We start from the raw sequence: 22,403 nt of genomic DNA on the forward strand, positions 1-22,403 counted from the left end.
TCCTGGTGGGAAGAGACGATGGGTACGCGACACGGCGTACCCGTCGATCATCGAGTGTAGAGCGTGAACGTGCAATCGGCGCGAACCGGTTTTTGCCGCTACCATCGAGCGATGCCGGAACGGTAGGTACATGGACACGACCCATCGCCAGCGATCCTGGCCGGTGCTGCTGCACTGGCTGTTGCCACTGCGCTGCCTGCTGTGCGGGGGCGCGGGCGCGCACGGCATGGACTTGTGTGCCGACTGCAGCGACGAACTGCCGCGCAACCGGAGCTGTTGCGCCCGCTGCGCCCTGCCGCTGGCCGCGCCCGCCGCGCTGTGCGGCGAATGCCAGCGGCGGTCGCCACCATGGGATGCCGCGTGGGCGCCGTTCCGCTACGGCTGGCCGTTGAACCGGCTGGAATCACGCTTCAAATTCGGCGCCGACCTGGCTGCCGGCCGCGTGCTGTCCAGCCTGTGGCAGCGCGAAAGCCGCCCCATGGCATTGCCCCGGCAGATCCTGACCGTGCCGCTGCACCGCAGCCGCCTGCGCCAGCGCGGCTACAACCAGGTGCTGGAACTGGCACGGCCGCTGGCGCGCGAACTGCGCCTGTCGCTATGCGTCGATGCGATCCAGCGCGTGCGCCGCACCGAGGCGCAGACCGAGCTCGATGCGGTAGCTCGCCGACGCAACGTGCGTGGCGCCTTCGCGTTGCGCGAGGGCGTGGCGCTGGCGCCGCACGTGGCGGTGATCGACGACGTGATGACCACCGGCGCCACCCTGGCCGAATGCGCCCGTGTGCTGAAACGTGCAGGCGTGCAGAGGGTCGACGTGTGGGCGCTGGCGCGGGCCGGCAACCGGTAGGAGCGCACCCTGTGCGCGATGCTCTTGGCTCTTGGCTCTTGCGAATCCCGAATCCCGAATCCCGAATCCCGAATCCGGAATCCGGAATCCGGAATCCCGCAAAAGCATCGCGCACAGGGTGCGCTCCTACATGGCAAGTGCCAGCACGATGCCGATCCACAGCGCCAGCCCGACCCAGTTGTTGTGGCGGAAGGCGGCCAGGCAGGCGTCGCGTTGGCGGTCGCGGATCAGCCACAACTGCCAGGCGAACAAGCCGGCCACTGCCAGCAGGGACAGCCAGAACGGCCAGCCCAGCGCGGCGCGCTGGCCCACGAACAGCATCGCCAGCAGGAACGTGCCCATCAGCACGCCCAGGATCGGCACGTCGGCATCGCCAAACAGGATCGCGGTGGACTTGGCGCCGGCCTTGAGGTCGTCTTCGCGATCGACCATCGCGTATTCGGTGTCGTAGATCACCGACCACAGGATGTTGCCGATGAACAGCAGCCAGCCCACCGGTGACACCGTGCCGGTCGTGGCCGCGAACGCCATCGGGATCGCCCAGCCGAACGCCGCGCCCAACACCACCTGCGGCATGTAGGTGTAGCGCTTGGTGAACGGGTACAGCGCCGCCAGCGCCGCGCCCACGAAGGACAATTCGATGGTCAGCCGGTTGGTGAACAACACCAGCACGAACGCGACCGCCAGCAGCGCGCCGGCCACCAGCAGCGCCTCGCGCGGCGTGACCCGGCCGGCGGCAATCGGCCGCCCCGCCGTGCGGGCCACCTGCGGGTCGAGGTGGCGGTCAGCGTAATCGTTGATGGCGCAGCCGGCGGCGCGCATCGCGAACACCCCCAGGGTGAAGATGGCCAGCAGCTTCCAGGACGGGAAATCGCCCGCCGCCAGCCACAGCGCCCACCAGGTCGGCCACAGCAGCAGCAGCGCGCCGATCGGGCGGTCCATGCGGGTCAGCACCAGGTAATCCAGCGCCTTCTCGCGGTGGCGCGCAGGCCAGCGGCGCAGCAGCCAGTTCAGGACCCGCGTGGCCGTGGTGGAGCTGTCGGCCGGGCGCGGCGCCTTCGCGCGTGGTCGCGTCGCCGCGCCAGGGCGCGGGCGGGGGGCTGGCGAGGGGGCGGCTTTCTGCGGGCGGCGCTTGCGGGACGTGGGAGCCATGGGCGAAGTTTAGCCCGAGCCCGGTGCCGTGGCTGTGCCACGCCGCACGCCCGCTGCGACCCTGCCCGCGGCGTGGATCGACGAGGAAAACACGCCGGCTTCGACCATGGTCGCCCTAAAGCGCCATGACAAACAGCCGATACATGTTCAGGCCTGCCGTTTCGGCCCTCCGCCACCTCTGGCCTTGGGCGGATGGCGCCTTGGAGTTCGGGAGGAGTGATGGTCGAGTGTGAATGCTCCGGGCGGGAGAACCAGGCGGCGTCGGGCACAGCCAACGTCGAGCCTGTCGACGCGTCCCGGTTGCTGGCGCATTCGCGCCTGCTCGATTCCGTGGCGGCGTTCACCCATCACCGCGACGTCGATGCGCTCGATCACAGCCTGGTGCTGTCGCTGGCCGAATTGACTTCGGCGCACAGCGTGTCGCTGGGCAAATACACCGCCGACAACCTTGGCCGGCTGCGTACCGTGGTGCGCTGCACGGTGGGCGCCCATGGCCATTACGAGTTGCGTGCGTTCGAGCCGGCGCCGAATGATCCGTCGCTGCACCTGTTGCGCCAGGGACTGGAGCGGGTGGACGCGCATGCGGAACAGGGTGCCGAAGGGCTGCACCGGCTGATCGTGCCGATACTTTCCGAAGGCCGCGCGGTGGGCGCGTTGCAACTGGAAAGCGACGTGCCTTGCGGCGACAGCCTGCCGCTGGTCGCCGGCTTCGCGCGCATCTATGCCAATTACACCGCGCTGCTCAACGAGAGCGAGCGCGACAAGCTGACCGGCTTGTACAACCGCCGCACGTTCGAACGGCACCTGCGACGCCTGTTGCAGCCGGACCCTGCGGCGATCACCACCGAAGCGCTTGACGAGCGCCGTCATGGTGGGCCGTCTGCGCGCGACGAGGTCTGGCTGGCCATCCTCGACATCGATCACTTCAAGCGCATCAACGACAGCTACGGCCATGTCTACGGTGACGAGGTGATCCTGCTGCTGGCACAGCAGATGCGCGCCTGTTTCCGCCAGTCCGACGTGTTGTTCCGCTTCGGCGGCGAGGAGTTCGTGATCCTGCTGGCGGCGCATGACGAAGCCACCGTGCGCAGCGTGCTGGAGCGGTTCCGCCTGCGCATGGCCGCGTACGTCTTTCCGCAGGTGGAGCACGTCACCGTCAGCGTCGGCTATGCGCGTATCGGCGAGCACGACTACCCCGCGACCATCCTCGAGCGCGCGGACAAGGCGCTGTACTTTGCCAAGGAGCACGGGCGCAACTGCGTGCAGGGCTTCGAGGCGCTGACGGCGCAGGGCCTGCTGGCCTCCGGCGGCGCGGCGGCGGGAAGCATCGACCTGTTCTGACCGACCTGTTCTGATCGAGCTACCCTGGCCGAGCTACCCTGGCCGAGCCGCGCGGGTCAGCCCTGCAGCAACAGCCGATAGGCGCTGTGGTCGCTCTCGTTGCGATACGGATAGCCCAGCGTTTCGAGGAAGCGCTGGAACAGTTCGCGTTCGTCCGGCGGCACCTGGATGCCGACCAGGATGCGGCCGTAATCGGCGCCCTGGTTGCGGTAGTGGAACAGGCTGATGTTCCAGTCCGGGTGCATGTGGCCCAGGAAGCGGGTCAGCGCGCCGGGGCGCTCGGGGAATTCGAAACGGTACAGCTGCTCGTCCTGCGCCAGTGGCGAGCGGCCGCCCACCATGTGGCGCAGATGCAACTTGGCCAACTCGTCGTCGGTGAGGTCGAGCACACCGAAATCCTGCGCGTGGAAGGCGGCGATCAAGGCCTCGCGTTCGTTCCGGCCGGTGGTCTGCACGCCCACGAAGATGTGCGCCAGCCGGGTGTCGCCGACGCGGTAGTTGAACTCGGTGATGCTGCGATCGCCCAGCGTGGCGCAGAAACGGCGGAAGCTGCCGCGTTGCTCGGGTACGGTCACCGCGAACACGGCCTCGTGCTGCTCACCGACTTCGGCGCGCTCGGCCACGAAGCGCAGCTGATCGAAATTCATGTTGGCGCCGGAGACGATCGCCACCAGCGCGCCCTCGCTCTCCTCGCCCGCGGCCTTCTGGTCGGTGATGTATTGCTTGAGACCGGCCAGCGCCAGCGCGCCAGCGGGTTCGGGAACGCTGCGGGTTTCCTGGAACACGTCGCGGATGGCGGCGCAGATCGCATCGGTATCGACCCGCAGCATGGCGTCAACGTGACGCTTGCACAGGGCATAGGTGCGTACGCCGACCTGCTTCACTGCGGTGCCATCGGAAAACAGGCCCACTTCGTCCAGCGTCACCCGTTCGCCGGTTTCCAGCGAGCGGGCCATCGCATCGGAGTCGGCCGCCTGCACGCCGATGACCTTGACCTCCGGGCGCAGCGACTTGATGCAGGCGGCCACGCCGGCCAGCAGGCCGCCGCCGCCCACCGGCACGAACACCGCATCCAACGGGCCTGGGTGCTGGCGCAGGATCTCCAGGCCGATGGTGGCCTGGCCGGCGATCACGTCCGGGTCGTCGAACGGGTGCACCACGGTGTAGCTGTGGGCGTACTGCAGGCGCAGCGCCTCGGCCTGGGCCTCGCTGTACGAGTTGCCGCACAACACCACTTCGACGGAACTGCCGCCGATGCGGCGCACGGCATCCAGCTTGACCTTCGGTACCGTCACCGGCATCACGATGACCGCGTGGATGCCCAGCTTCGCCGCCGCCAGCGCCACGCCCTGGGCATGGTTGCCGGCGGACGCGGCGATCACGCCGCAGGCACGCTGGGGCGGGTCGAGGCGGCTCATCTTGTTGTAGGCGCCGCGCAGCTTGAACGAAAAGACCGGTTGCTGATCCTCGCGCTTCAACGCCACCGACCGGCCGTAGCGGGTCGACAACAGCGGTGCCGGCTGCAACGCCGTCTCGCGCGCCACGTCGTAGACGCGCGCGGCGTACATGCGCCGCAGCAACTCCTCGTCGGACAACGAGGGCACCCCGTCCGGTTGCACCGGCGCCTTGCTGGTGACGGCATTCATCATCAGTCCGCCGTTGCCTGGTGGCTGACTTCAAGCACGTCGATCAGCTTGCGCGTCTGGCGCACGATCTGCACCACGGCCTGGTCGTCGCCGCGGATGCTGAGCACCAGCTTCGAGATGGCGGGGTCGGCGGTGGCGGCCACGTTGAGCGAGTCGATGTTGTAGCTGCGCGAGGCGAACAGCCCGGCCACGCGCACCAGCGCGCCGGTTTCGTTCTGCAGCATGATGGTAAGCGTGTGTTGCGTGACGGCGTTCATGGGCATCCGCTCAAAACATGTCGTTGCGTAGGGTTTCGTCGCCGGCGGCGCGCTGCCGCGAGGCGATGAAATCACCGGTGATCATCTGGGCGTACGACATGCCCGGGCCCACCATCGGGTAGACGCCGGCGTCCGGATCGATCATCACTTCCAGGAAGGCAGGGCCCTCGAACGCCAGGAACTCGGCGATGGTGTCGGCCAGTTCCTCCTTGCGCTCCAGCCGGCGCGCCCAGGTGAAGCCGTCGGCCTGCACGGCCTTGATGAAATCCTTGGTGTGCAGGCTCTTGTCGGAGGAGGCGAAGCGGCCCTTGAAGAACAGCTTCTGCCACTGCCGCACCATGCCGTCGCCGCGGTTGTTGAGCAGCACGATCTTCACCGGCAGGCCATACGTGGTGACGGTTTCCAGCTCGCCCAGGTTCATGCGGATGCTGCCGTCGCCATCGATGTCGATGACGGTGGCATCGCGCCGCGCAAACTGCGCGCCGATGGCCGCGGGCAGGCCGAAACCCATCGTGCCCATCGAGCCGGAGCTGAGCCAGTGGCGTGGCGCGCGGTAATCGAAATACTGCGCCGCCCACATCTGGTGCTGGCCCACGCCCGTGCTGATGATCGCGTGGCCGTCGGTGATGCGGTTGATCGCCTCGATCACCGCGTACGGCTGGATCAGCTCGCTGTCGTGGTCGTAGTTCAGCGCGTGCACGCGCTTGAGCTCGGCGATATGCGCGTGCCAGGCGGCGTAGCGGCCGTCCTGCCGCGGGTGGATACCGTGCGCCGCGCCGTACTCGCGCAGGCGCTCGAGCGTGCGTCGCAGGTCGCCGATGTGGTGCCAGTCCACCGCCTTGACCTTGCCGATCTCGGCCGGATCGATGTCCACCTGGGCGATGAATTTCGCGCGGGGAGCGAACTTGTCCGGCACGCCGGCCACGCGGTCGTCGAAGCGCGCGCCCAGGGTCAGCACGAAGTCGCAATCCTCCACCGCGTAGTTGGCGTAGGCGGTGCCGTGCATGCCCAGGAAATGCAGCGCCAGCGGATCGGTGGTGTCGAACGCGCCCAGCCCCATCAGCGTGGTGGTGACCGGCAGGCCGAAATCGGCCACGAAATCACGCAGGGCCTCGGCGGCGCCGGAGGCGATCACGCCGCCGCCGGCGTAGATCAACGGACGCCTGGCCTGGGCCAGCGCGTCGAAGAAGCTGGCGCAACCGGCATCGTCCAGCTGGGCCGACTGCACGTTGCGCAGGCGCGCGCGGTAGCCGGGAATGGGCAGCTGGCCCTGGCCGGCAAAGGTCAGCGCGGTGTTCTGCACATCCTTGGGTACGTCCACCACCACCGGCCCCGGCCGCCCGCTGCGGGCGATCTCGAACGCGGTACGCAAGGTGGCTTCCAGCACGCTGGCATCGGTCACCAGGAACACGTGCTTCGCGCAGGCGCCCATGATCGTGCTGACCGGCGCTTCCTGGAACGCGTCGCTGCCGATGGCGGCCACGCCGACCTGGCCGCAGATCACCACCATGGGGATCGAGTCGGCCATCGAGTCACGCACCGGGGTGACCATGTTGGTGGCGCCGGGGCCGGAGGTGACCACGGCCACGCCGACCTTGCCGGAGGCGCGCGCATAGCCGGCGGCCATGAAGCCCGCGCCCTGCTCGTTGGCCGGCACGATCAGCGGCAACGGCTCGCTGCCGTCGTCGTTCGGATGGGTGGCGTTGTACCGGAATACGGCGTCGTAGACCGGCAGGATGGCGCCGCCGGAATAGCCGAACATCACGTCGACGCCTTCGTCCGCCAATACCTGCACGATGACCTCGGCGCCGCTCATCGACTTCGCCGCCAGCGGGTGCAGGTCGCCGGCGGGAGCCGGGGTGGACTTGGTGTTCATCAGTTGTGCATTCACGATGTTGCGGTTCCTTGGCATGGCCGGCAGCCGCCGGGTGCTTGGACGCGATGCGGTGGCGGTGCGGCGCACCGGTCACCCCAACGTTTGTGTCATGAGTGGGAGGTCGATTCCCGTGGTGGTCGTCCTGACCTGACCGGAACGCCATAGGTCTCGGCGATCTTCAGATCCTGTTCCTGCGCGCAGAAGCTTTCCCATACCAGGCCATTGACGTCGGAGGTGCTGGAAAATCCTTCGGCGAGGTCGTCCTCGAAGCCGATGTGGCGCAACTGGCCCGCGCGCTCCGGCATCTGGTTGATGGAGAAGTTCAGCAGGTCGGTACGCCACATCGCGTACTTGCCGGCGACGACGGCGCTCGGCTGGGCATCCAGTCGCTGGCTGTAGTCGTCGATCGACTCGGCCAGGTCGCGAACCGCCAGCGCAATGTGAAAACGTTTCACGTCGTGTCCCCGATGGAAAAACGTTGCCGCTCCGTTCCCCGGCGAACCGGGGAACGGGACGTCGATCAGCCTGCCTGCTTCGCCGTTTCCGGCTGCAGCCACGGCATGCGGGCGCGCAGCTTGGCACCCACCACCTCGACCGGATGCTCGAGATCGGCCTGCTTGAACTTCTTGTAGTTCGGCAGGCCGGCTTCGTACTCGGCGATCCAGTTGCGCGCGAAGGTGCCGTTCTGGATGTCGGTCAGCACATCCTTCATGCGCGCCTTGACGCCGGCGTCGATCACGCGCGGGCCGCTGACGTAGTCGCCGTACTGGGCGGTCTCGGAGACGAACTGCAGCATCTTGGTGATGCCGCCTTCGTAGAACAGGTCCACGATCAGCTTCAGTTCGTGCAGCACTTCGTAGTAGGCGATTTCCGGCTGGTAGCCCGCTTCCACCAGGGTCTCGAAGCCGGCCTGCACCAGCGACGAGGCGCCGCCGCACAGCACGGCCTGCTCGCCGAACAGATCGGTCTCGGTCTCTTCCTTGAAGTCGGTCTTGATCAGCATGGCGCGGCCGCCACCGATGCCGTTGGCATAGGCATGCGCCTTGGCCTCGGCCTGGCCGGACACGTCCTGGTACACCGCCCAGATGCTGGGCACGCCGCGGCCGCGCTCATACTCGGTGCGCACCAGCGCGCCGGGGCCCTTGGGGGCCACCAGGATCACGTCGATGTCCTTGCGCGGGTCGATCCGCTTGAAGTGCACGTTGAAGCCGTGCGCGAACAGCAGCGCCGCGCCGGGCTTGATGTTCGGCTCGATGCTCTGCGTATAGACGTCTGCCTGCACCATGTCGGGCGTCAGCACCGCGACCAGGTCGGCACCCTTCACCGCCTCGCCCGGCTCGGCCACCTTGAAGCCTTCGGCACTGGCCTTCTCCCAGGACGGGCCGCCCTTGCGCAGGCCGACGACGACGTCGAGGCCGGAGTCGCGCAAGTTGAGGGCGTGGGCGCGGCCCTGGCTGCCGTAGCCGAGAACGGCGATGCGGGCATTGCCCAGGGTGTCGTTGTTGCTCATGCGGTAACTCCTGCTTTGGTTGGTTTGTTTGTGTGGGCGGGCGTCTGCACCGCCGTATCGGGATGGGTGTTGGCGCCGTCGGAGGCGGAACCAACCAGCCGCGCGTACTTGGCCAGCACGCCGCGGGTGACTTTGGGCTCGGGCGGCTGCCAGCTGGCGCGGCGGCCGTCGAGGTCGGCATCGGTGACCAGCTCGCGGGTGTTGGCATCGATGCGCAGGTGGTCGCCGTCACGCAGCAGCGCGATCGGGCCGCCACGCGCCGCTTCCGGCGCCACGTGGCCCACCATGAAACCGTGGGTGGCGCCGGAGAACCGGCCGTCGGTGATCAGCGCCACGTCATCGCCCAGGCCGCGGCCGATCAGCGCGGCGGTGACGCCCAGCATCTCGCGCATGCCGGGGCCGCCGGCGGGGCCTTCGTTGCGGATCACCACCACGTCGCCCTTGCCGATGCGTCCTTCCTGCACGGCGGTGAAGGCCGCTTCCTCGCTCTCGAACACGCGGGCGGTGCCTTCGAAATGAGTGGCGCCATGGCCGGCGCTGTTCTTGCCGGGGATCTTCAGGATGCAGCCTTCCGGCGCGACATTGCCGTAGAGGATGGAATAGCCGCCGCGCGGCTTGATCGGTGCGCTGACCGGGAACACCACCTGCTGGTCCTCGAAACGCGGCGCCTCGGCGGCTTCGGCAAACAGTGTGCGACCGGTGACGGTGGGCGCGTCCTGCAGCATGCCGGCGGCGATCAGCTCCTGCGCCACGCGGGCAATGCCGCCGGCGTCGAACAGCTCGACCGCGGTGTACTGGCCGCCTGGCAGCAGGTCGGAGATCACCGGGGTGTTCTCCGAAGCGGGCTGGAAGTCCTCCAGCGTCCACGGCACGCCGGCCTCGCGGGCGATCGCCAGCAGATGCAGCACGGCATTGGTGGAGCCGGCGGTGGCGGCGACCATGCGTGCGGCGTTGCTCAGCGCGGTGCGGTTGAACATCGAGCTGGGGCGGCGATCCTCGCGCAGGCATTCCATCACCAGCTCACCGCAGCGCTGCGCGGCGGCGAGTTTGTCGGGATGCGTGGCGGGGATGTCGTTCAGGCCCATCGGCGACAAGCCCAGCGTGGTCAGCACCATCGCCATGGTGTTGGCGGTGAACTGGCCGCCGCAGGCACCGGCGCCGCCGCAGGCATCGCATTCCACCGAGCGCAGCTCGGCATCGTCGATCTTGCCCGCGCCATGCGCGCCGACCGCCTCGAACACCTGCTGGATGGTGATCGGGCGGTTCTTGTGCAGGCCATGCGCGATGGTGCCGCCGTACAGCGCCACCGCCGGGATATCCAGCCGCGCCATCGCCATCGCGGCGGCGGGGATGGTCTTGTCGCAACCGCACAGCACCACCATGGCGTCGCACAGGTGGCCCTCGACCGCCGCCTCGATGGAGTCGGTGATGACCTCGCGGCTCACCAGCGAATAGCGCATGCCGGCCGTGCCCATGGCGATGCCGTCGGTAACCGCGATGGTGTTGAACTCCACCGGCGTGCCGCCCGCCGCGCGGATGCCCTTGGCGACTTCCGCAGCCAGATCGCGCAGGTTGAGGTTGCACGGGCTGACGTCGGACCAGGTGTGCACCACCGCGATCAGCGGCTTCTTGATCGCGTCGTCATCCATGCCGGTGGCGCGCAACATGGCACGGGCGGGAGCGCGATCGGCGCCGGTCTTGATTGCATCACTACGCATGGCGGTTCCAGTAGGACATGGGGAAGGGGGCGTCCGGTCAGCCGGCCGAGCGCAGGGAAGGGGCGGCGCTGGCGTAGCCGTCCAGGGCCTGCAGCACCGCGTCCAGCACGTCCTGCGTGCCGGCCTGGCCGCCAATGTCGCGGCTGTGCGGGCCGTCGCTCAGCACGCGGTCGATGGCGGCTTCGATCGCCACGGCTTCGGCTTCCAGCTGCAGCGAGTGGCGCAGCAGCAGGGCGGCGGAGAGGATGGTGCCGACCGGGTTGGCCACGCCCTTGCCGGCGATGTCCGGGGCCGAGCCGTGGATCGGCTCGTAGAGGCCTACGCGGCTTTCGCCCAGCGACGCCGACGGCAGCAGGCCCAGCGAGCCGGCCAGCGCGGCGGCCTCGTCGGTGAGGATGTCGCCGAACAGGTTTTCGGTGACCACCACGTCGTAGCGCGACGGCTGGCTCAGCAGCAGCATCGCCATCGAATCGACCAACTGGTGCTCGACCTTCACGTCCGGGAATTCGGTGGCGATGCGCTGCACCGTGCTGCGCCACAGGCGCGAGGTTTCCAGCACGTTGGCCTTGTCCACCGAGGTGAGCTGCTTGCGGCGGCCGCGTGCCAGCGCGAGGGCGCGGCGGGCCACGCGTTCCACTTCGGCCACGGTGTATTTGCATTCGTCGGTGGCGGTGTCGTCGGTGCGGGTCTTGGCACCGAAATAGGCGCCGCCGGTGAGTTCGCGCACGAACAGCACGTCCACACCCTGCAGGCGCTCATTCTTCAGCGGCGACAGGTCGGCCAGCGCCGGATGCACCTGCAGCGGGCGCAGGTTGGCGTACACGCCCAGCGCGGCGCGCAGGCCCAGCAAGCCCTGCTCGGGGCGCACCGGCGCGTTCGGATCGGACCATTTCGGCCCGCCCACGGCGCCCAGCAGCACCGCGTCGGCCTGCTTGCAGGCGGCCAGCGTGGCGGCGGGCAGCGGCTCGCCGGTGGCGTCGATGGCGCAGCCGCCGATCAGCTGTTCGTCGAAGGTGAACTCGTGGCCGTAGTGGCCAGCCACGGCTTGCAGCACGGCGACAGCCGCGGCGGTGACTTCCGGACCCACGCCGTCGCCGGGCAGAGTGACGATGCGTGCCTTCATGCCGCTTTCTCCTGTTTTTCAAATTGACCGATGGCGTCGGTGTGCTGCAGCAGGAAGCCGAGCTGATCCACGCCGTTCAGCAGGCAGTGGCGGGCGAACGGCTCCAGCGTGAACGCGACGTTGCTGCCGTCGGGCAGGGTGATCGTCTGCGCCTGCACGTCGATGGTCAGTTCCACGCCGGGGTTGTCCAGCAGCCAGCGGTGCTGCGCCTCGGCGATCACGATCGCCAGCAGGCCGTTCTTCAGCGCGTTGTTGCGGAAGATGTCCGCGATCTCGCTGCACAGCACGGCCTTGATGCCGTAGTCGAGCAGCGCCCACGGCGCGTGTTCGCGCGAGGAGCCGCAGCCGAAGTTGCGCCCGGCCACCAGGATCTCGCAGCCCTGCGACTGCGGCTGGTTGAGCGGGAAGGCGGGGTTGTCGGAGCCGTCGCTCTGGTAGCGCCAGTCGTTGAAGCACAGCTTGCCCAGGCCTTCACGCACCGTGGTGGTGAGGAAGCGCGCCGGGATGATGCGGTCGGTATCGATGTTTTCGTCGGTCAGCACGGCGGTGCGTGACTGCAGGCGGGTAATCGGTTTCATGCTGCGGCCTCCGTCAGGTACACGCGTGGGTCGGCGACCACGCCGGCCACGGCCGATGCGGCCGCGGTGGCCGGGCTGGCCAGCACGGTGCGGGCGCCCTTGCCCTGGCGGCCCTCGAAATTGCGGTTTGAGGTGGACACCACCAGCTGGCCCGGCTGCGCCAGATCGCCGTTCATGGCGATGCACATGGAGCAACCCGGCACGCGCCATTCGGCGCCGGCATCCAGAAACACCTGGTGCAGGCCCTCGCGCTCCGCATCGCGGCGCACCGCCTCGGAGCCGGGCACCACCAGCATGCGCACGCCCTCGGCGACGTGGCGACCGCGCAACACGCTGGCGGCCTCGCGCAGGTCGGGCAGGCGCGAGTTGGTGCAGCTGCCGATGAACACCACGTCCACCGCCATGCCTTCCATCGACTGGCCCGGCTCGTAATGCATGTAGTCGCGGGCGCGGCGCTCCTGCGCGTTGGTGGGTTCCGGCAAGGTGGCGCTCAGGGCGCTGGCCATGCCCGGGTGGGTGCCGTAGGTGACGGTGGGGCCGATCTTGCTGGCGTCGAAATGCACCTCGCGGTCGTAGCTGGCGCCCTCGTCGCTGCGCAGCGCGCGCCAGCGGGCCACGGCGGCGTCCCAGTCGGCGCCCTGCGGTGCCATCGGGCGGCCCTTCAGCCACGCGAAGGTGGTTTCGTCCGGTGCGATCAGGCCGGCGCGGGCACCGGCTTCGATCGACATGTTGCAGACCGTCATGCGCTCTTCCATCGACAACGCCTCGATGGTCGGGCCGCGGTATTCCAGCACGTAGCCGGTGCCGCCATCGACGCCGATGCTGCCGATGATGTGCAGGATCAGGTCCTTGGCGCCCACGCCGGGGGCCAGCTTGCCGTCCACGTGGATGGCCAGGGTTTTCGGCTTGCGCTGCAGCAGGCACTGGGTGGCCAGCACGTGGCCCACCTCGGTGGTGCCGATGCCGAACGCCAGCGCGCCGAACGCGCCATGGGTGGAGGTGTGGCTGTCGCCGCAGACGATGGTCATGCCCGGCTGGGTGGCGCCCAGTTCCGGGCCGATCACGTGCACGATGCCGCGCTGGTCGCTGTCCCAGCCATGCAGGGTGACGCCGAATTCGGCGCAATTGGCTTCCAATTGCTCCACCTGCGCCTTGGCGGCGGCATTGGTGTACGGCCGCACGCCGTCCGCGCCGGTGGGCAGCGTGGGCGTGGAATGGTCGAGCGTGGCCAGGGTGCGATCGGGGCGGCGCAGGGTGAGGCCGCGTTGGCGCAATTCGCTGAACGCCTGCGGCGAGGTGACTTCGTGCACCAGATGCAGGTCGACGTACAGGACGGCGGGCGTATCGGTGGATTCGGGCGCCACCACGTGGGCGTCCCACACTTTTTCAAACAGGGTTCTTGCGGTCATGCATTGGCTCCAGTCGACGCTGGCTGTTGTTGGGGAGTCCGGCCGTAGGTGGCCGGTTCTTGATTGTCGCGGTCACTGACAACATTCAGCCAGTTCCAGCGGTCTTCGGTACGGCCGTCGAACAGGCCAAAGAATGCCTGGCGCAGGGCCTTGGTGATCGGGCCGGGCGTGCCGTCGCCCACGTTCTTGCGATCGACCGAGCGCACCGGCGTGACCTCGGCCGCGGTGCCGGTCATGAAGATCTCATCGGCGGTATACAACGCCTCGCGCGGCAGGTCACGTTCTTCCACGCTCAGGCCCAGGTCGGCCGCCAGCGTCAGCACGGTGTCGCGGGTGATGCCGGCCAGGATGCCGGCGCTGGACGGCGGCGTGAGCAGCTTGCCGCGCTTGACCAGGAACAGGTTTTCGCCGGCGCCTTCGCTGAGCAGGCCGTTGTGACCCAGCGCGATGCCCTCGTCATAGCCGCCGCGGCGCGCCTCCAGCCCGATCAGCTGGCTGTTGAGGTAGTTGCCGCCAGCCTTGGCCCAGCTGGGAATGGTGTTGGGCGCGGGCCGGTTCCACGACGACACGCACACGTCGGCGCCGCGTTCGGCCGCCTCGCCGAGGTAGGCGCCCCAGTCCAGCGCCATGATGGCCACGTCCACGGGTGCCTCGCCCTTGGGCAGCACGCCCAGGCCACCGGCGCCACGAAACACGATCGGGCGCACGTAGGCCGATTCCATCTTGTTGGCGCGGATCAGCTCGATGCAGGCGGCGTTGATCTGCGCCTCGGTGTAGCCGATCTCGATCTCGTAGACCTTGGCCGACTCGAACAGGCGCCGGGTGTGATCCTCCAGCCGGAAATACGCCGGCCCGCGGTGGGTCGCGTACACGCGCTCACCCTCGAACACGGAGGAGCCGTAGTGCAGCGCGTGGGTGCTGACGTGGACATTGGCCTCGGCCCAGGGCTTGAGCTGACCGTTGTGCCAGATGAAAGGCGTGCTCATGGTGTGGATTCCAGTGCTTTCGGTGCGGAATGCGAGCGGGCCGGAGCCTGCCGTTCGATGCGGTTGACGATCGCCAGCGCGGCCAGGGCGGCGGCTTCCACGATGTCGGTGCTGACGCCGTTGCCGTGCCAGTCAAGGCTGCCGTGGCGGGCGGTGAGTTCGGCGCGACCCTGGGCATCGCCACCTTCGCCCATCGCGCGGATCTGGAACTGGGTCAGCGCCAGTTCGATGCCGGTGGCGCGGGTGATGGCGTGCAGCACGGCGTCGACCGGGCCGTCGCCGGCACCTGTTTCGGCGACCTCGCGGCCATCCTCGTGGACCAGCGTCACCGCGGTGGAGCTGCCGCCACCCAGCTGCGAGCTGGCGTTCAACTGCAGCAGGCTCCAGGGGCCGGTGGTGTCCGGGTCCTGGCCCAGCGCCAGCGCCTGCAGGTCGTCGTCGTGGATGTCGCGGCGCTGGTCGGCCAGCATCTTGAAGCGGGCGAAGATGCCGTCCAAGGTGGCGTCGTCCGGCGTGTGGCCCAGCTTCTGCAGCCGCTCACGCAGCGCATGGCGGCCGGAATGCTTGCCCAGCACCAGGCTGGTTTCGGCGATGCCCACATCCTGCGGATGCATGATTTCGTAGGTGCCGCGATGCTTCAACATGCCGTGCTGGTGGATACCCGATTCGTGTGCGAATGCATTGTCGCCCACGATCGCCTTGTTGCGCGGCACGCCCTGGCCGGTCAATTGGGTCAGCAACCGCGAGGTGGGATACAGCTTGCGCGTATCGATGCCGGTGCTGACGCCGAAGTGCGGTGCGCGCACCTTCAGCGCCATTACCAGTTCCTCCAGCGCGGCATTGCCGGCGCGTTCGCCGATGCCGTTGATGGTGCATTCCATCTGTCGCGCGCCCGCGCTGACCGCCGCCAGGCTGTTAGCCACGGCCATGCCCAGATCGTTGTGGCAATGGCTGGAGAAGATCAGGTTCTCCGCGTTGCGCACGTTCTTGCGCAGGTAGGTGAACAACTCGAACATCTCCGCCGGCGTGGTGTAGCCGACAGTGTCGGGGGCGTTCAGCGTGGTGGCGCCGGCGGCGGCGGCGGCGTTGAACACCTCGACCAGGAAGTCCGGCTCGGTGCGCAGCGCGTCCTCGGCGGAAAACTCCACCTCATGGCACAGCTGGCGGGCACGCTCGACCGAGCGCACGGTGGCTTCCACGACCTGCTGCTTGCTCATGCCCAGCTTGTGCTCGCGGTGCAGCGGGCTGGTGGACAGGAACAGGTGGATGCGCGAGCGACGCGCGCCTTCCAGCGCGCGGGCGCAGCTGTCGATGTCGCCGGGAACACAGCGGGCCAGGCCGGCAACGGTGGTCTTCGTCAACGACTGGGCGATTTTCGCCACCGCGTTGAAGTCATCCGGTGAGGCCTGCGGGAAGCCGGCCTCAAGGATGTCCACGCCGAGTTCCTCCAGCGCATGCGCCAGTTTCAGCTTGGCGTGCAGATCCATCGAGAAGCCGGGCGCCTGCTCGCCATCGCGCAGGGTGGTGTCGAAGATCAATACGCGATCGGGCGTTGTGTCTTCGCCGTTGCTGCTGTCGTTCGTTGCTGCCGGTTGGTTATTCATCGCTGGCTCCGCGGGGCGGCGCCAAGGGCATGAAAAAACCCCGCATTCGTTTCCGGGTGCGGGGTTCTTCGGGAGTCATCAGGTTATCTTCTAACTACCTGGACACATGCCCTCAGCCCGCACCTCCGTTGGTAATAAGGAGTACGAGTACAAGGACAAGGATGAGCGCGCCGCGCAATCGCGGCGGACCAGCAACCATCGCGGGATGATTCATTCCGGTGATGCGGCGATGTGTGCTGCGCTGCGACATGTCGTTGACCGTACGGCACACCCTGTGGCTTGTCAACACTTACGTTTGTAATTGAACACAACGGATAACGCACGCCACCGTATGGACGTCCAGAAGTCCGGACGTCCATCGGCGCAAGGCGTACTTTGCGGGCCATCATGGCGATTCAACCATTCGTCGACGTACGGTTGGTCAGGCCTTGTGCGCAAGCAGCCAGTCGTGCAGCGCCGCGTCGGTGGCCGCCAACGGCAGCGCGGTTGCCGGGCGCTGGAGCATCGCCGCCAGTGCCGGTGGCACGTCCAGCGGGTGGCCGAGCAATGGTTCCACCACGCTTTCGAACTTGGCGGCGTGGGCCGTGGACACCACCGCCCAGCTGGCGCTGTCGCCGGCGGCGCGCAACTGGTCGAGCAGATGCATCGCCGTGGCCGTATGCGGGCAGAACACCTCGCCATGCTGGCGTGCATGCAGCGCGATGGTTTCGCGGATGGTGGCGTCATCCACGCAGTCGGCCCGCAGCAGGTGGCGCAACACCGACGGATCGGGGTAGGTCCAGCGCAGCCGCTCGAAATTGCTCGGTGCGCCCACGTCCATCGCGTTGGCCAGCGTCGCCACCGCGTCGCGTGGCGTGTACTCGGCGCCACCGAAATAATCCGCCAGCGTGGCGTTGGCGTTGCATGCCAGGCGTACTTCGCCAATCGGCAGACCCATCTCGCGCACCCACAGGCAGGCCAGTGCGTTGCCCAGGTTGCCGGTGGGCACGATGAAGTTCAGCGGCTCGCCGTGCGCATGCCACCAGCGCAGCGCGGTGTACGCGTAATAGCTCATCTGCGGCAGCAGTCGGCCGAGGCTGATGCTGTTGGCTGACGACATCGGCACCTGCGCCTGCAACGCGGCGTCGTTCAATGCCGCCTTGACCATCCGCTGGCAATCATCGAAACGCCCATCCACCCGCAGCGCGGTGACGTTGTCGCCGAAGCTGCCCAACTGGTGCGCCTGGCGCGGCGAGACCTTGCCGTCGGGGTAGAGGATCACCACCCGCACGCCGGGCCGCTGGTGGAAGGCTGCGCCCACCGCGGCGCCGGTGTCGCCGGAGGTGGCCACCAGGATCGTCAACGGCTGGCCGCTCGCCCGCGGCAAGCGCTGCAGGCATGCCGCCAGGAAGCGGGCGCCGAAATCCTTGAACGCCGAGGTGGGCCCGTGGAACAGCTCCAGCATCAGGCTCTGCGGATGTTGCGGCAGCGGGCGCAGCGGGGCGTCGAACACGAACGCCTCCGCGCAGATGGCAGCCAGTTCGTCGGCCAGCGGGTCGCCGGCAAAGAACGGCGCCAGCAGCGTGGCGGCGGTGTCGGCGATGCTGCCGCGCGGGTCGAACGTGGCCGGGTCGATCCTGGGAAGTACCTCGGGCACATACAGGCCGCCATCCGGTGCCAGCCCGGCGGCAATCGCCTGGCTGATCTCCACCGAGGGGCTGCGTGCGCGGGTGCTTGTGTAGAGCAGGGGTTCGATGCGGCTCATGGATTGCCCTCGATGGCGGAAATGACGGCGGCAGCCGGGCCGTTCACTGGCGACACCAGGGCGTCGCTGTCCAGCCCCGCTTCGGCGAAGGCGGCGTGCATGGCGGCAGCTGCGCTCTCGGCTTCGGCGCGTGATTCATACCAGCCGAACACGCTGGGGCCGCCGCCGGAAATGCTGGCGCCCAGCGCGTTGTGATCGAGCGCGGCCTGCTTCACCTTGGCGAAATTGGGTACCAGCGCGGCGCGGCGCGGTTCGACCAGCACATCCTTCAGGCCTTCGCGCACCAGCGCGGCCTCGCCGCGGTAGCAGCCGGTGAGCAGCAAGGCCAGGTTCGTGCTTTGCGACACGAACTCGCCCAGCGCGTAATTGCCCGCCAGTGCGGCGCGCGCCTTGCGCGTTTCCAGCACGTAGTGCGGGTGCACCAGCGCGCAATGCCACGCTGCCGGCACCGGCACGCGCAACAACCGGGTCTTGGTGGCCAGCACCAGGCCGCCCAGCAGCATCGGGCCGAGGTTGTCGCCGTGCTGACTGCCGCTGGCCAGCGCCTCGCCCTGCAGCGCGAACGGATACAGCGCTTCGTGCGAAAGCGGCTGCGGCAGCAACGCATTGGCGGCCACCAGCGCGGCCACGCAGGAAGCGGCCGAGCCACCCATGCCCGAGCCCAGCGCGATGCCCTTGTGCAGGGTCAGTTCCAGGCCATGGTCCAACCCCATCGCCTTGTGGAATGCGAGCAGGGCCACGCCGGCGGTGTTTTTCTGCGGGTCGGTCGGCAGCGCGGTGACGCAACCGCGGATCGCATCGATGCGTACTTCGGGTGCCTCGATGCGCCGCACCTCGGCGCGGTCACCGGGGCCGGCCAGGCTGTGGCCCAGGATGTCGAAACCCACCGCCACGTTGCCGACGCTGGCATAGGCCACCGCGCAGGCGACGTCTCGGCCGGCTTCGTTGCGTGCGGGAGCGATGGCGGACGCGTTCATGCGCGCACCCCCAGCGATTCGGCAATACGCAGCAAGTCGGTGAATACGCCCGCTGCGGTGACCTCCGGCCCGGCGCCAGGCCCCTGCACGACCAGCGGGTTGTCGCAGTAACGGCGGGTGGTGAATTGCACGATGTTGTCGGTCAGGCGGGTGTGGGCGAAGGTGTGATCGGCCGGCAGGACCACCAGTTTCACGCTGGCGTGGCCGTGGCGGTCGAGGCTGGCAACGTGGCGCAGCACGCCACCGCCGGCGCGGGCCGCGGCCAGCTGGCTGGCCATCGGCGCATCGAGTTCGGGCAGGCGCTGCATGAAGGCCTCGGGCGACAAGGCCGCCAGTTCGGGCGGCACCAGGCTCTGCACGTCGACCTCGTCCAGCGACAGCGGCCAGCCGGCCTCGCGCGCCAGGATCACCAGCTTGCGCGCCACGTCCATGCCGGACAGGTCGTTGCGCGGGTCCGGTTCGGTATAGCCCAGTGCATGGGCTTCGCGGACCAGGGTGGAAAACGGATGGTTGCCGTCGTGGCGGTTGCACAGCCAGGCCAGCGTGCCGGAGAACATGCCGTCGATGGCCAGCAGTTCGTCGCCGGTATCGAGCAGATCGCGCAAGGTCTGCACGATCGGCAGGCCGGCGCAAACGGTGGCTTCGTAGCGGAAACGTGCGCCGCCGTTGGCGCAGGCGACGCGGATCGCGTGCCAGCGGTCCAGCGGACCACTGCCGGCCAGCTTGTTCGGGGTGACGACGTGGATGCCCGCCGCCAGCCAGTCGGCGTAGCGCTCGGCTACGGCGTCGTTGGCGCTGCAGTCGATCAGCAGGGCGTGGCGGCCGTCCTCGCCCGTCACATGGGCGGCGAATTCGTCGAGGTTGCCCGGGCGCCAGATCTGGGCGCGCTCGGCGCCGCTACCGAGGCCGACGCGCAGTTCCGGGTCGTCGCAATCGAGCCACATGCGTTTGCTGGCGGCCACGCCGCACAGTCGCAGATCAAGCCCGGCATCGCGAGCCAGTCGCGGTTGGGCGGCGCGCAACTGCGCCAGCAGGGCACTGCCGACCCGACCGGGGCCGATCAGCCCGACAGCCAGTACGCGACGGCGCACGGTCGAGCCGGGCGTGGTCGCGGTCAGCGGCAAGGGCTGCAGTTGATCGACGAGTGGTGGTGCGCAGGTGTTCACGATTGCCTCTCCGGAAGAGGCCCGTGCTCGCTGGCGGTGATCGGTGTGTGCCGGCCCGCATCATCGAGGGCGGGGCCGTTTGCGTCTGTAACTCTATGCGCGCACGGATACCCACCCGAAGCCAGTAATGGTAATCGGGGTAATCGTGGCGGTAATGATCATGGCGTCGAACGACGGCGACACGGAGCCGCGATCAGGCGGCATGGGATGCATGTGTGCTGGCGTGGATGACGGCGACATGAAGTCGACCATAAAGGCGTTGCTGCACTGCAGTCAACAGATTCATTTGTAACTTTATGCGGCGTGCAGGGCGACGCTTCCGGCGTGCTGCACACGCCGTGTGGATGGAATGCGGCGCCGCAATGAGCGCCGCTTGCGCCGTACCGCGCCGATCGGTGCGCCGCCGATCAGTGCGTCAGGTCGATGGCGTAGGTCGCGGTGCCGTCGCCGTTGTCGCGAAGCACGCTGATGTTCGTCAGTCCTGCTGCACGCGCCACGGGCAGCTTGCCGCCGGGTGCGCTGAACACCACCGGGCCGCGGGTCTTGAGCGGCGCGAAACGCCAGGTCGCCAGTTCCAGCGCGGCGGCGCCGACGGTCCCGCGTTGTTCCAGCCACTTGGCCAGGACTTCGCGGTTGCCGTCCGCCACGCTGAGCACGATGCTGCCGCCGTCCAGGCCGGGGAAATGGCCGCCACCGTTGGCGCGGTAATTGTTGGTGACCACGATGAACGGCTGGGTCGGGCTCACCGGCTTGCCGTGGAGGGTCAGTGAAACGATGCGCTGGCCCACCGGCTTCGACACGTCGATCAGGTAATGAATGCCGCCCTGGATCTGGTCGAAGTTGTAGCCGGTGAAACGCGTGTTGATCAGCGCTTGCTCGCCGGTTTTGGCCGGGTCGATCCGGTTGAAGCGCTGGGCGGATTTTTCCAGCCACGCCTTGACCCCGGCGCCGTCGGTTTTCACCGCGGCCAGGGTGTTGGGGTAGAAGTACAGGTCGGCGGCGCTGCGCAGGGTCAGCGGGCCGGCGGGTACGTCGGTGTAATCGTCGACGCCGCCGAAGCCGGTGCGGAAGGCGGCCGCGGCGGAAAGCACCGGCACCTTCGCCAGCTCCGGATGCAGTCGCGGCAATTGGTTGCGCACGTAATCGGCCTGTGCCGCATTGACCGGCGCCAGCGCGGTCAGGTTGCCTTCGTCGGCGAAATAGCTGCTCATGCGCAGCGTGCTTTTGCCGATCGGGGTGTCGATGTAGGCGATGGCGGCTTCATGCGCTTTCTGCACCAGCGGTGCGATGGCGGGATCGGCGGGCACGCAATCATCCTTCGTCTTGCAGATCGGCCGCACCTCGCTGTGGCTTTCGTCGCGATTGACCACCCAGCGGCCGTCCTTGCGCTCCAGCACCAGCTGGATCACACCCAGGTCCTTGCCGAAGAAGCCGCCCATCACGGCGGGCACGCCGCGCACCAGGCCGCGTTTCGCGTCGACGTCCTTCATGCCCGCGTAGCGCGGCCCGGGAAATTCGGTGTGCGAATGGCCCAGCAACAGTGCGTCGATGCCGGGCACGCCGGCCAGGTACCAGCCGGCGTTTTCCATGGTCGGGGTGTACGGCGCCGTGTTGAGGCCGCCATGCAGGATCGCCACGATCAGGTCGGGATGCTGCGCCTGCAGTTGCGGCAGGTATCTTTTCGCCGCCTCGACCACGCCACTGACGGTGACCTTGCCGGCCAGGTTCCGCTTGTCCCAGTCCATGATCGGCGGCGGCGTGAAGCCGATGATGCCCACTTTCAACGGCACGCCGAGCTTGCTGCCGTCGGCGGTATACGCCTCGATGGTCTTGGTCACCACCGTCCACGGCTGGAAGATCGGCTTGCCATCGCGCGCGCTGTATACGTTGGCCAGCACCAGCGGAAAGTGCGGCCCCGCGCAGCGGTCGGCGTGGCCGCCGTCGACATTCATCGGCGTGCCGGTGACCTGCGACAGGAAGCCCAGGCCGTAGTTGAACTCGTGATTGCCGGCGGTGCCGCCGTCGTAGCCGACCGCGTCCATCGCCCGGTAGATCGCCAGCTCCTGGCCGCAACCCACCGGCTTCACCAACGCCTGGTAATCGGCCAGCACCGTGCCCTGGATGGTGTCGCCGCTGTCGAACAGGAAGGTGTTGGGAAACTCGTCGCGGGCGTGGCGGATCAGCGTGGCGGTGCGCTCGTAGCCCAGCGAGTCGTCCGATTTCAGCTTGTAATAGTCGTAGCTGAGTACGTTGGCGTGGACGTCGGTGGTCTCCAGGATCGCCACGCTCGCCCGTGCGCCTTCCGGCGCCGAAACCAGCCGGGCTGGCTGGCTGGCGCATCCGGCCAGCAGCGCGGTGGCGAAAACAAGCGGAAGCAGCGCGCGGTTCGACATGGGGAAGGTTCCGTGCGCCGTCCGGGCGCAAAGCGGCAGGATAGGCATGCGGCCGCATCGACGCCAATGCTGTCAGTCA

Annotated in this window: 18 protein-coding genes; 2 read left to right on the forward strand and 16 right to left on the reverse strand. The window is 68.2% G+C overall.

Going from position 1 to position 22,403, the window contains the following annotated elements; all coding sequences use genetic code 11:
* The first annotated feature begins 130 nt into the window (after positions 1-130).
* A complete protein-coding gene (locus tag ASD22_RS12980; RefSeq protein ID WP_056084379.1) occupies positions 131-844 on the forward strand; it encodes a ComF family protein in 714 nt (237 codons plus the stop codon).
* A 126-nt stretch (positions 845-970) separates the two neighbouring features.
* On the opposite strand, the gene ubiA is transcribed toward ASD22_RS12980, so the two are convergent.
* Entirely contained in the window at positions 971-1,996 is a 1,026-nt protein-coding gene (gene ubiA / locus ASD22_RS12985; protein ID WP_235577639.1) for a 4-hydroxybenzoate octaprenyltransferase, read from the reverse strand.
* A 219-nt stretch (positions 1,997-2,215) separates the two neighbouring features.
* On the opposite strand from ubiA, the gene ASD22_RS12990 reads away from it, so the two are divergent.
* Positions 2,216-3,337 (forward strand): GGDEF domain-containing protein, encoded by a 1,122-nt coding sequence (locus ASD22_RS12990; protein WP_056084382.1) that lies wholly within the window; start codon positions 2,216-2,218, stop codon positions 3,335-3,337.
* A 56-nt stretch (positions 3,338-3,393) separates the two neighbouring features.
* Here the strand turns inward: ASD22_RS12990 and ilvA are convergent, their stop codons facing one another.
* From ilvA to ASD22_RS13065, 15 genes are all read right to left on the reverse strand, one after another.
* Positions 3,394-4,983 (reverse strand): threonine ammonia-lyase, biosynthetic, encoded by a 1,590-nt coding sequence (gene ilvA / locus ASD22_RS12995; protein WP_056084385.1) that lies wholly within the window; start codon positions 4,981-4,983, stop codon positions 3,394-3,396.
* Positions 4,984-4,985: 2 nt separating this feature from the next.
* Complete coding sequence (gene ilvN, locus ASD22_RS13000; protein ID WP_007081402.1) at positions 4,986-5,240, reverse strand: acetolactate synthase small subunit; 255 nt, start codon at positions 5,238-5,240, stop codon at positions 4,986-4,988.
* A gap of 10 nt (positions 5,241-5,250) precedes the next feature.
* Entirely contained in the window at positions 5,251-7,116 is a 1,866-nt protein-coding gene (gene ilvB, locus ASD22_RS13005) for a biosynthetic-type acetolactate synthase large subunit (RefSeq protein WP_056085132.1), read from the reverse strand.
* 107 nt (positions 7,117-7,223) lie between these two features.
* Positions 7,224-7,571, reverse strand: coding sequence for a hypothetical protein (locus ASD22_RS13010; RefSeq protein WP_056084389.1), 348 nt, complete (start codon positions 7,569-7,571; stop codon positions 7,224-7,226).
* A 65-nt stretch (positions 7,572-7,636) separates the two neighbouring features.
* The gene (gene ilvC / locus ASD22_RS13015) at positions 7,637-8,626 is read right to left on the reverse strand and encodes a ketol-acid reductoisomerase (RefSeq protein ID WP_056084392.1); all 990 of its coding nucleotides are present in this window, start codon (positions 8,624-8,626) and stop codon (positions 7,637-7,639) included.
* On the reverse strand, positions 8,623-10,344 hold the full coding sequence (gene ilvD / locus ASD22_RS13020; RefSeq protein ID WP_056084394.1) for a dihydroxy-acid dehydratase: 1,722 nt from the start codon (positions 10,342-10,344) through the stop codon (positions 8,623-8,625). The genes ilvC and ilvD overlap by 4 nt, the downstream gene beginning before the upstream one ends.
* A 37-nt stretch (positions 10,345-10,381) precedes the next feature.
* Positions 10,382-11,467 (reverse strand): 3-isopropylmalate dehydrogenase, encoded by a 1,086-nt coding sequence (gene leuB, locus ASD22_RS13025; RefSeq protein WP_056084397.1) that lies wholly within the window; start codon positions 11,465-11,467, stop codon positions 10,382-10,384.
* A complete protein-coding gene (gene leuD, locus ASD22_RS13030; protein WP_056084400.1) occupies positions 11,464-12,045 on the reverse strand; it encodes a 3-isopropylmalate dehydratase small subunit in 582 nt (193 codons plus the stop codon). Before leuD ends, leuB begins: the two co-directional genes overlap by 4 nt.
* Positions 12,042-13,454: a 3-isopropylmalate dehydratase large subunit gene (gene leuC / locus ASD22_RS13035; RefSeq protein WP_056084403.1), complete on the reverse strand. Its 1,413-nt coding sequence runs from the start codon at positions 13,452-13,454 to the stop codon at positions 12,042-12,044. The genes leuD and leuC overlap by 4 nt, the downstream gene beginning before the upstream one ends.
* Positions 13,451-14,440, reverse strand: a complete 990-nt coding sequence (locus tag ASD22_RS13040; protein WP_056084406.1) for a branched-chain amino acid transaminase — start codon at positions 14,438-14,440, stop codon at positions 13,451-13,453. The genes leuC and ASD22_RS13040 overlap by 4 nt, the downstream gene beginning before the upstream one ends.
* Positions 14,437-16,044: a 2-isopropylmalate synthase gene (locus ASD22_RS13045; protein ID WP_056084407.1), complete on the reverse strand. Its 1,608-nt coding sequence runs from the start codon at positions 16,042-16,044 to the stop codon at positions 14,437-14,439. Before ASD22_RS13045 ends, ASD22_RS13040 begins: the two co-directional genes overlap by 4 nt.
* 421 nt (positions 16,045-16,465) lie before the next feature.
* Complete coding sequence (gene thrC, locus ASD22_RS13050; RefSeq protein WP_082520271.1) at positions 16,466-17,788, reverse strand: threonine synthase; 1,323 nt, start codon at positions 17,786-17,788, stop codon at positions 16,466-16,468.
* Positions 17,785-18,765, reverse strand: a complete 981-nt coding sequence (locus ASD22_RS13055; protein ID WP_056084410.1) for a homoserine kinase — start codon at positions 18,763-18,765, stop codon at positions 17,785-17,787. Before ASD22_RS13055 ends, thrC begins: the two co-directional genes overlap by 4 nt.
* Entirely contained in the window at positions 18,762-19,931 is a 1,170-nt protein-coding gene (locus ASD22_RS13060; RefSeq protein WP_056084413.1) for a homoserine dehydrogenase, read from the reverse strand. Before ASD22_RS13060 ends, ASD22_RS13055 begins: the two co-directional genes overlap by 4 nt.
* Before the next feature lie 407 nt (positions 19,932-20,338).
* On the reverse strand, positions 20,339-22,324 hold the full coding sequence (locus ASD22_RS13065) for a bifunctional 2',3'-cyclic-nucleotide 2'-phosphodiesterase/3'-nucleotidase (RefSeq protein WP_056084415.1): 1,986 nt from the start codon (positions 22,322-22,324) through the stop codon (positions 20,339-20,341).
* Positions 22,325-22,403: the final 79 nt, after the last annotated feature.

Origin of the sequence: Rhodanobacter sp. Root480 (genome assembly GCF_001426645.1) — a bacterium.
Lineage (GTDB): Bacteria > Pseudomonadota > Gammaproteobacteria > Xanthomonadales > Rhodanobacteraceae > Rhodanobacter > Rhodanobacter ginsenosidimutans.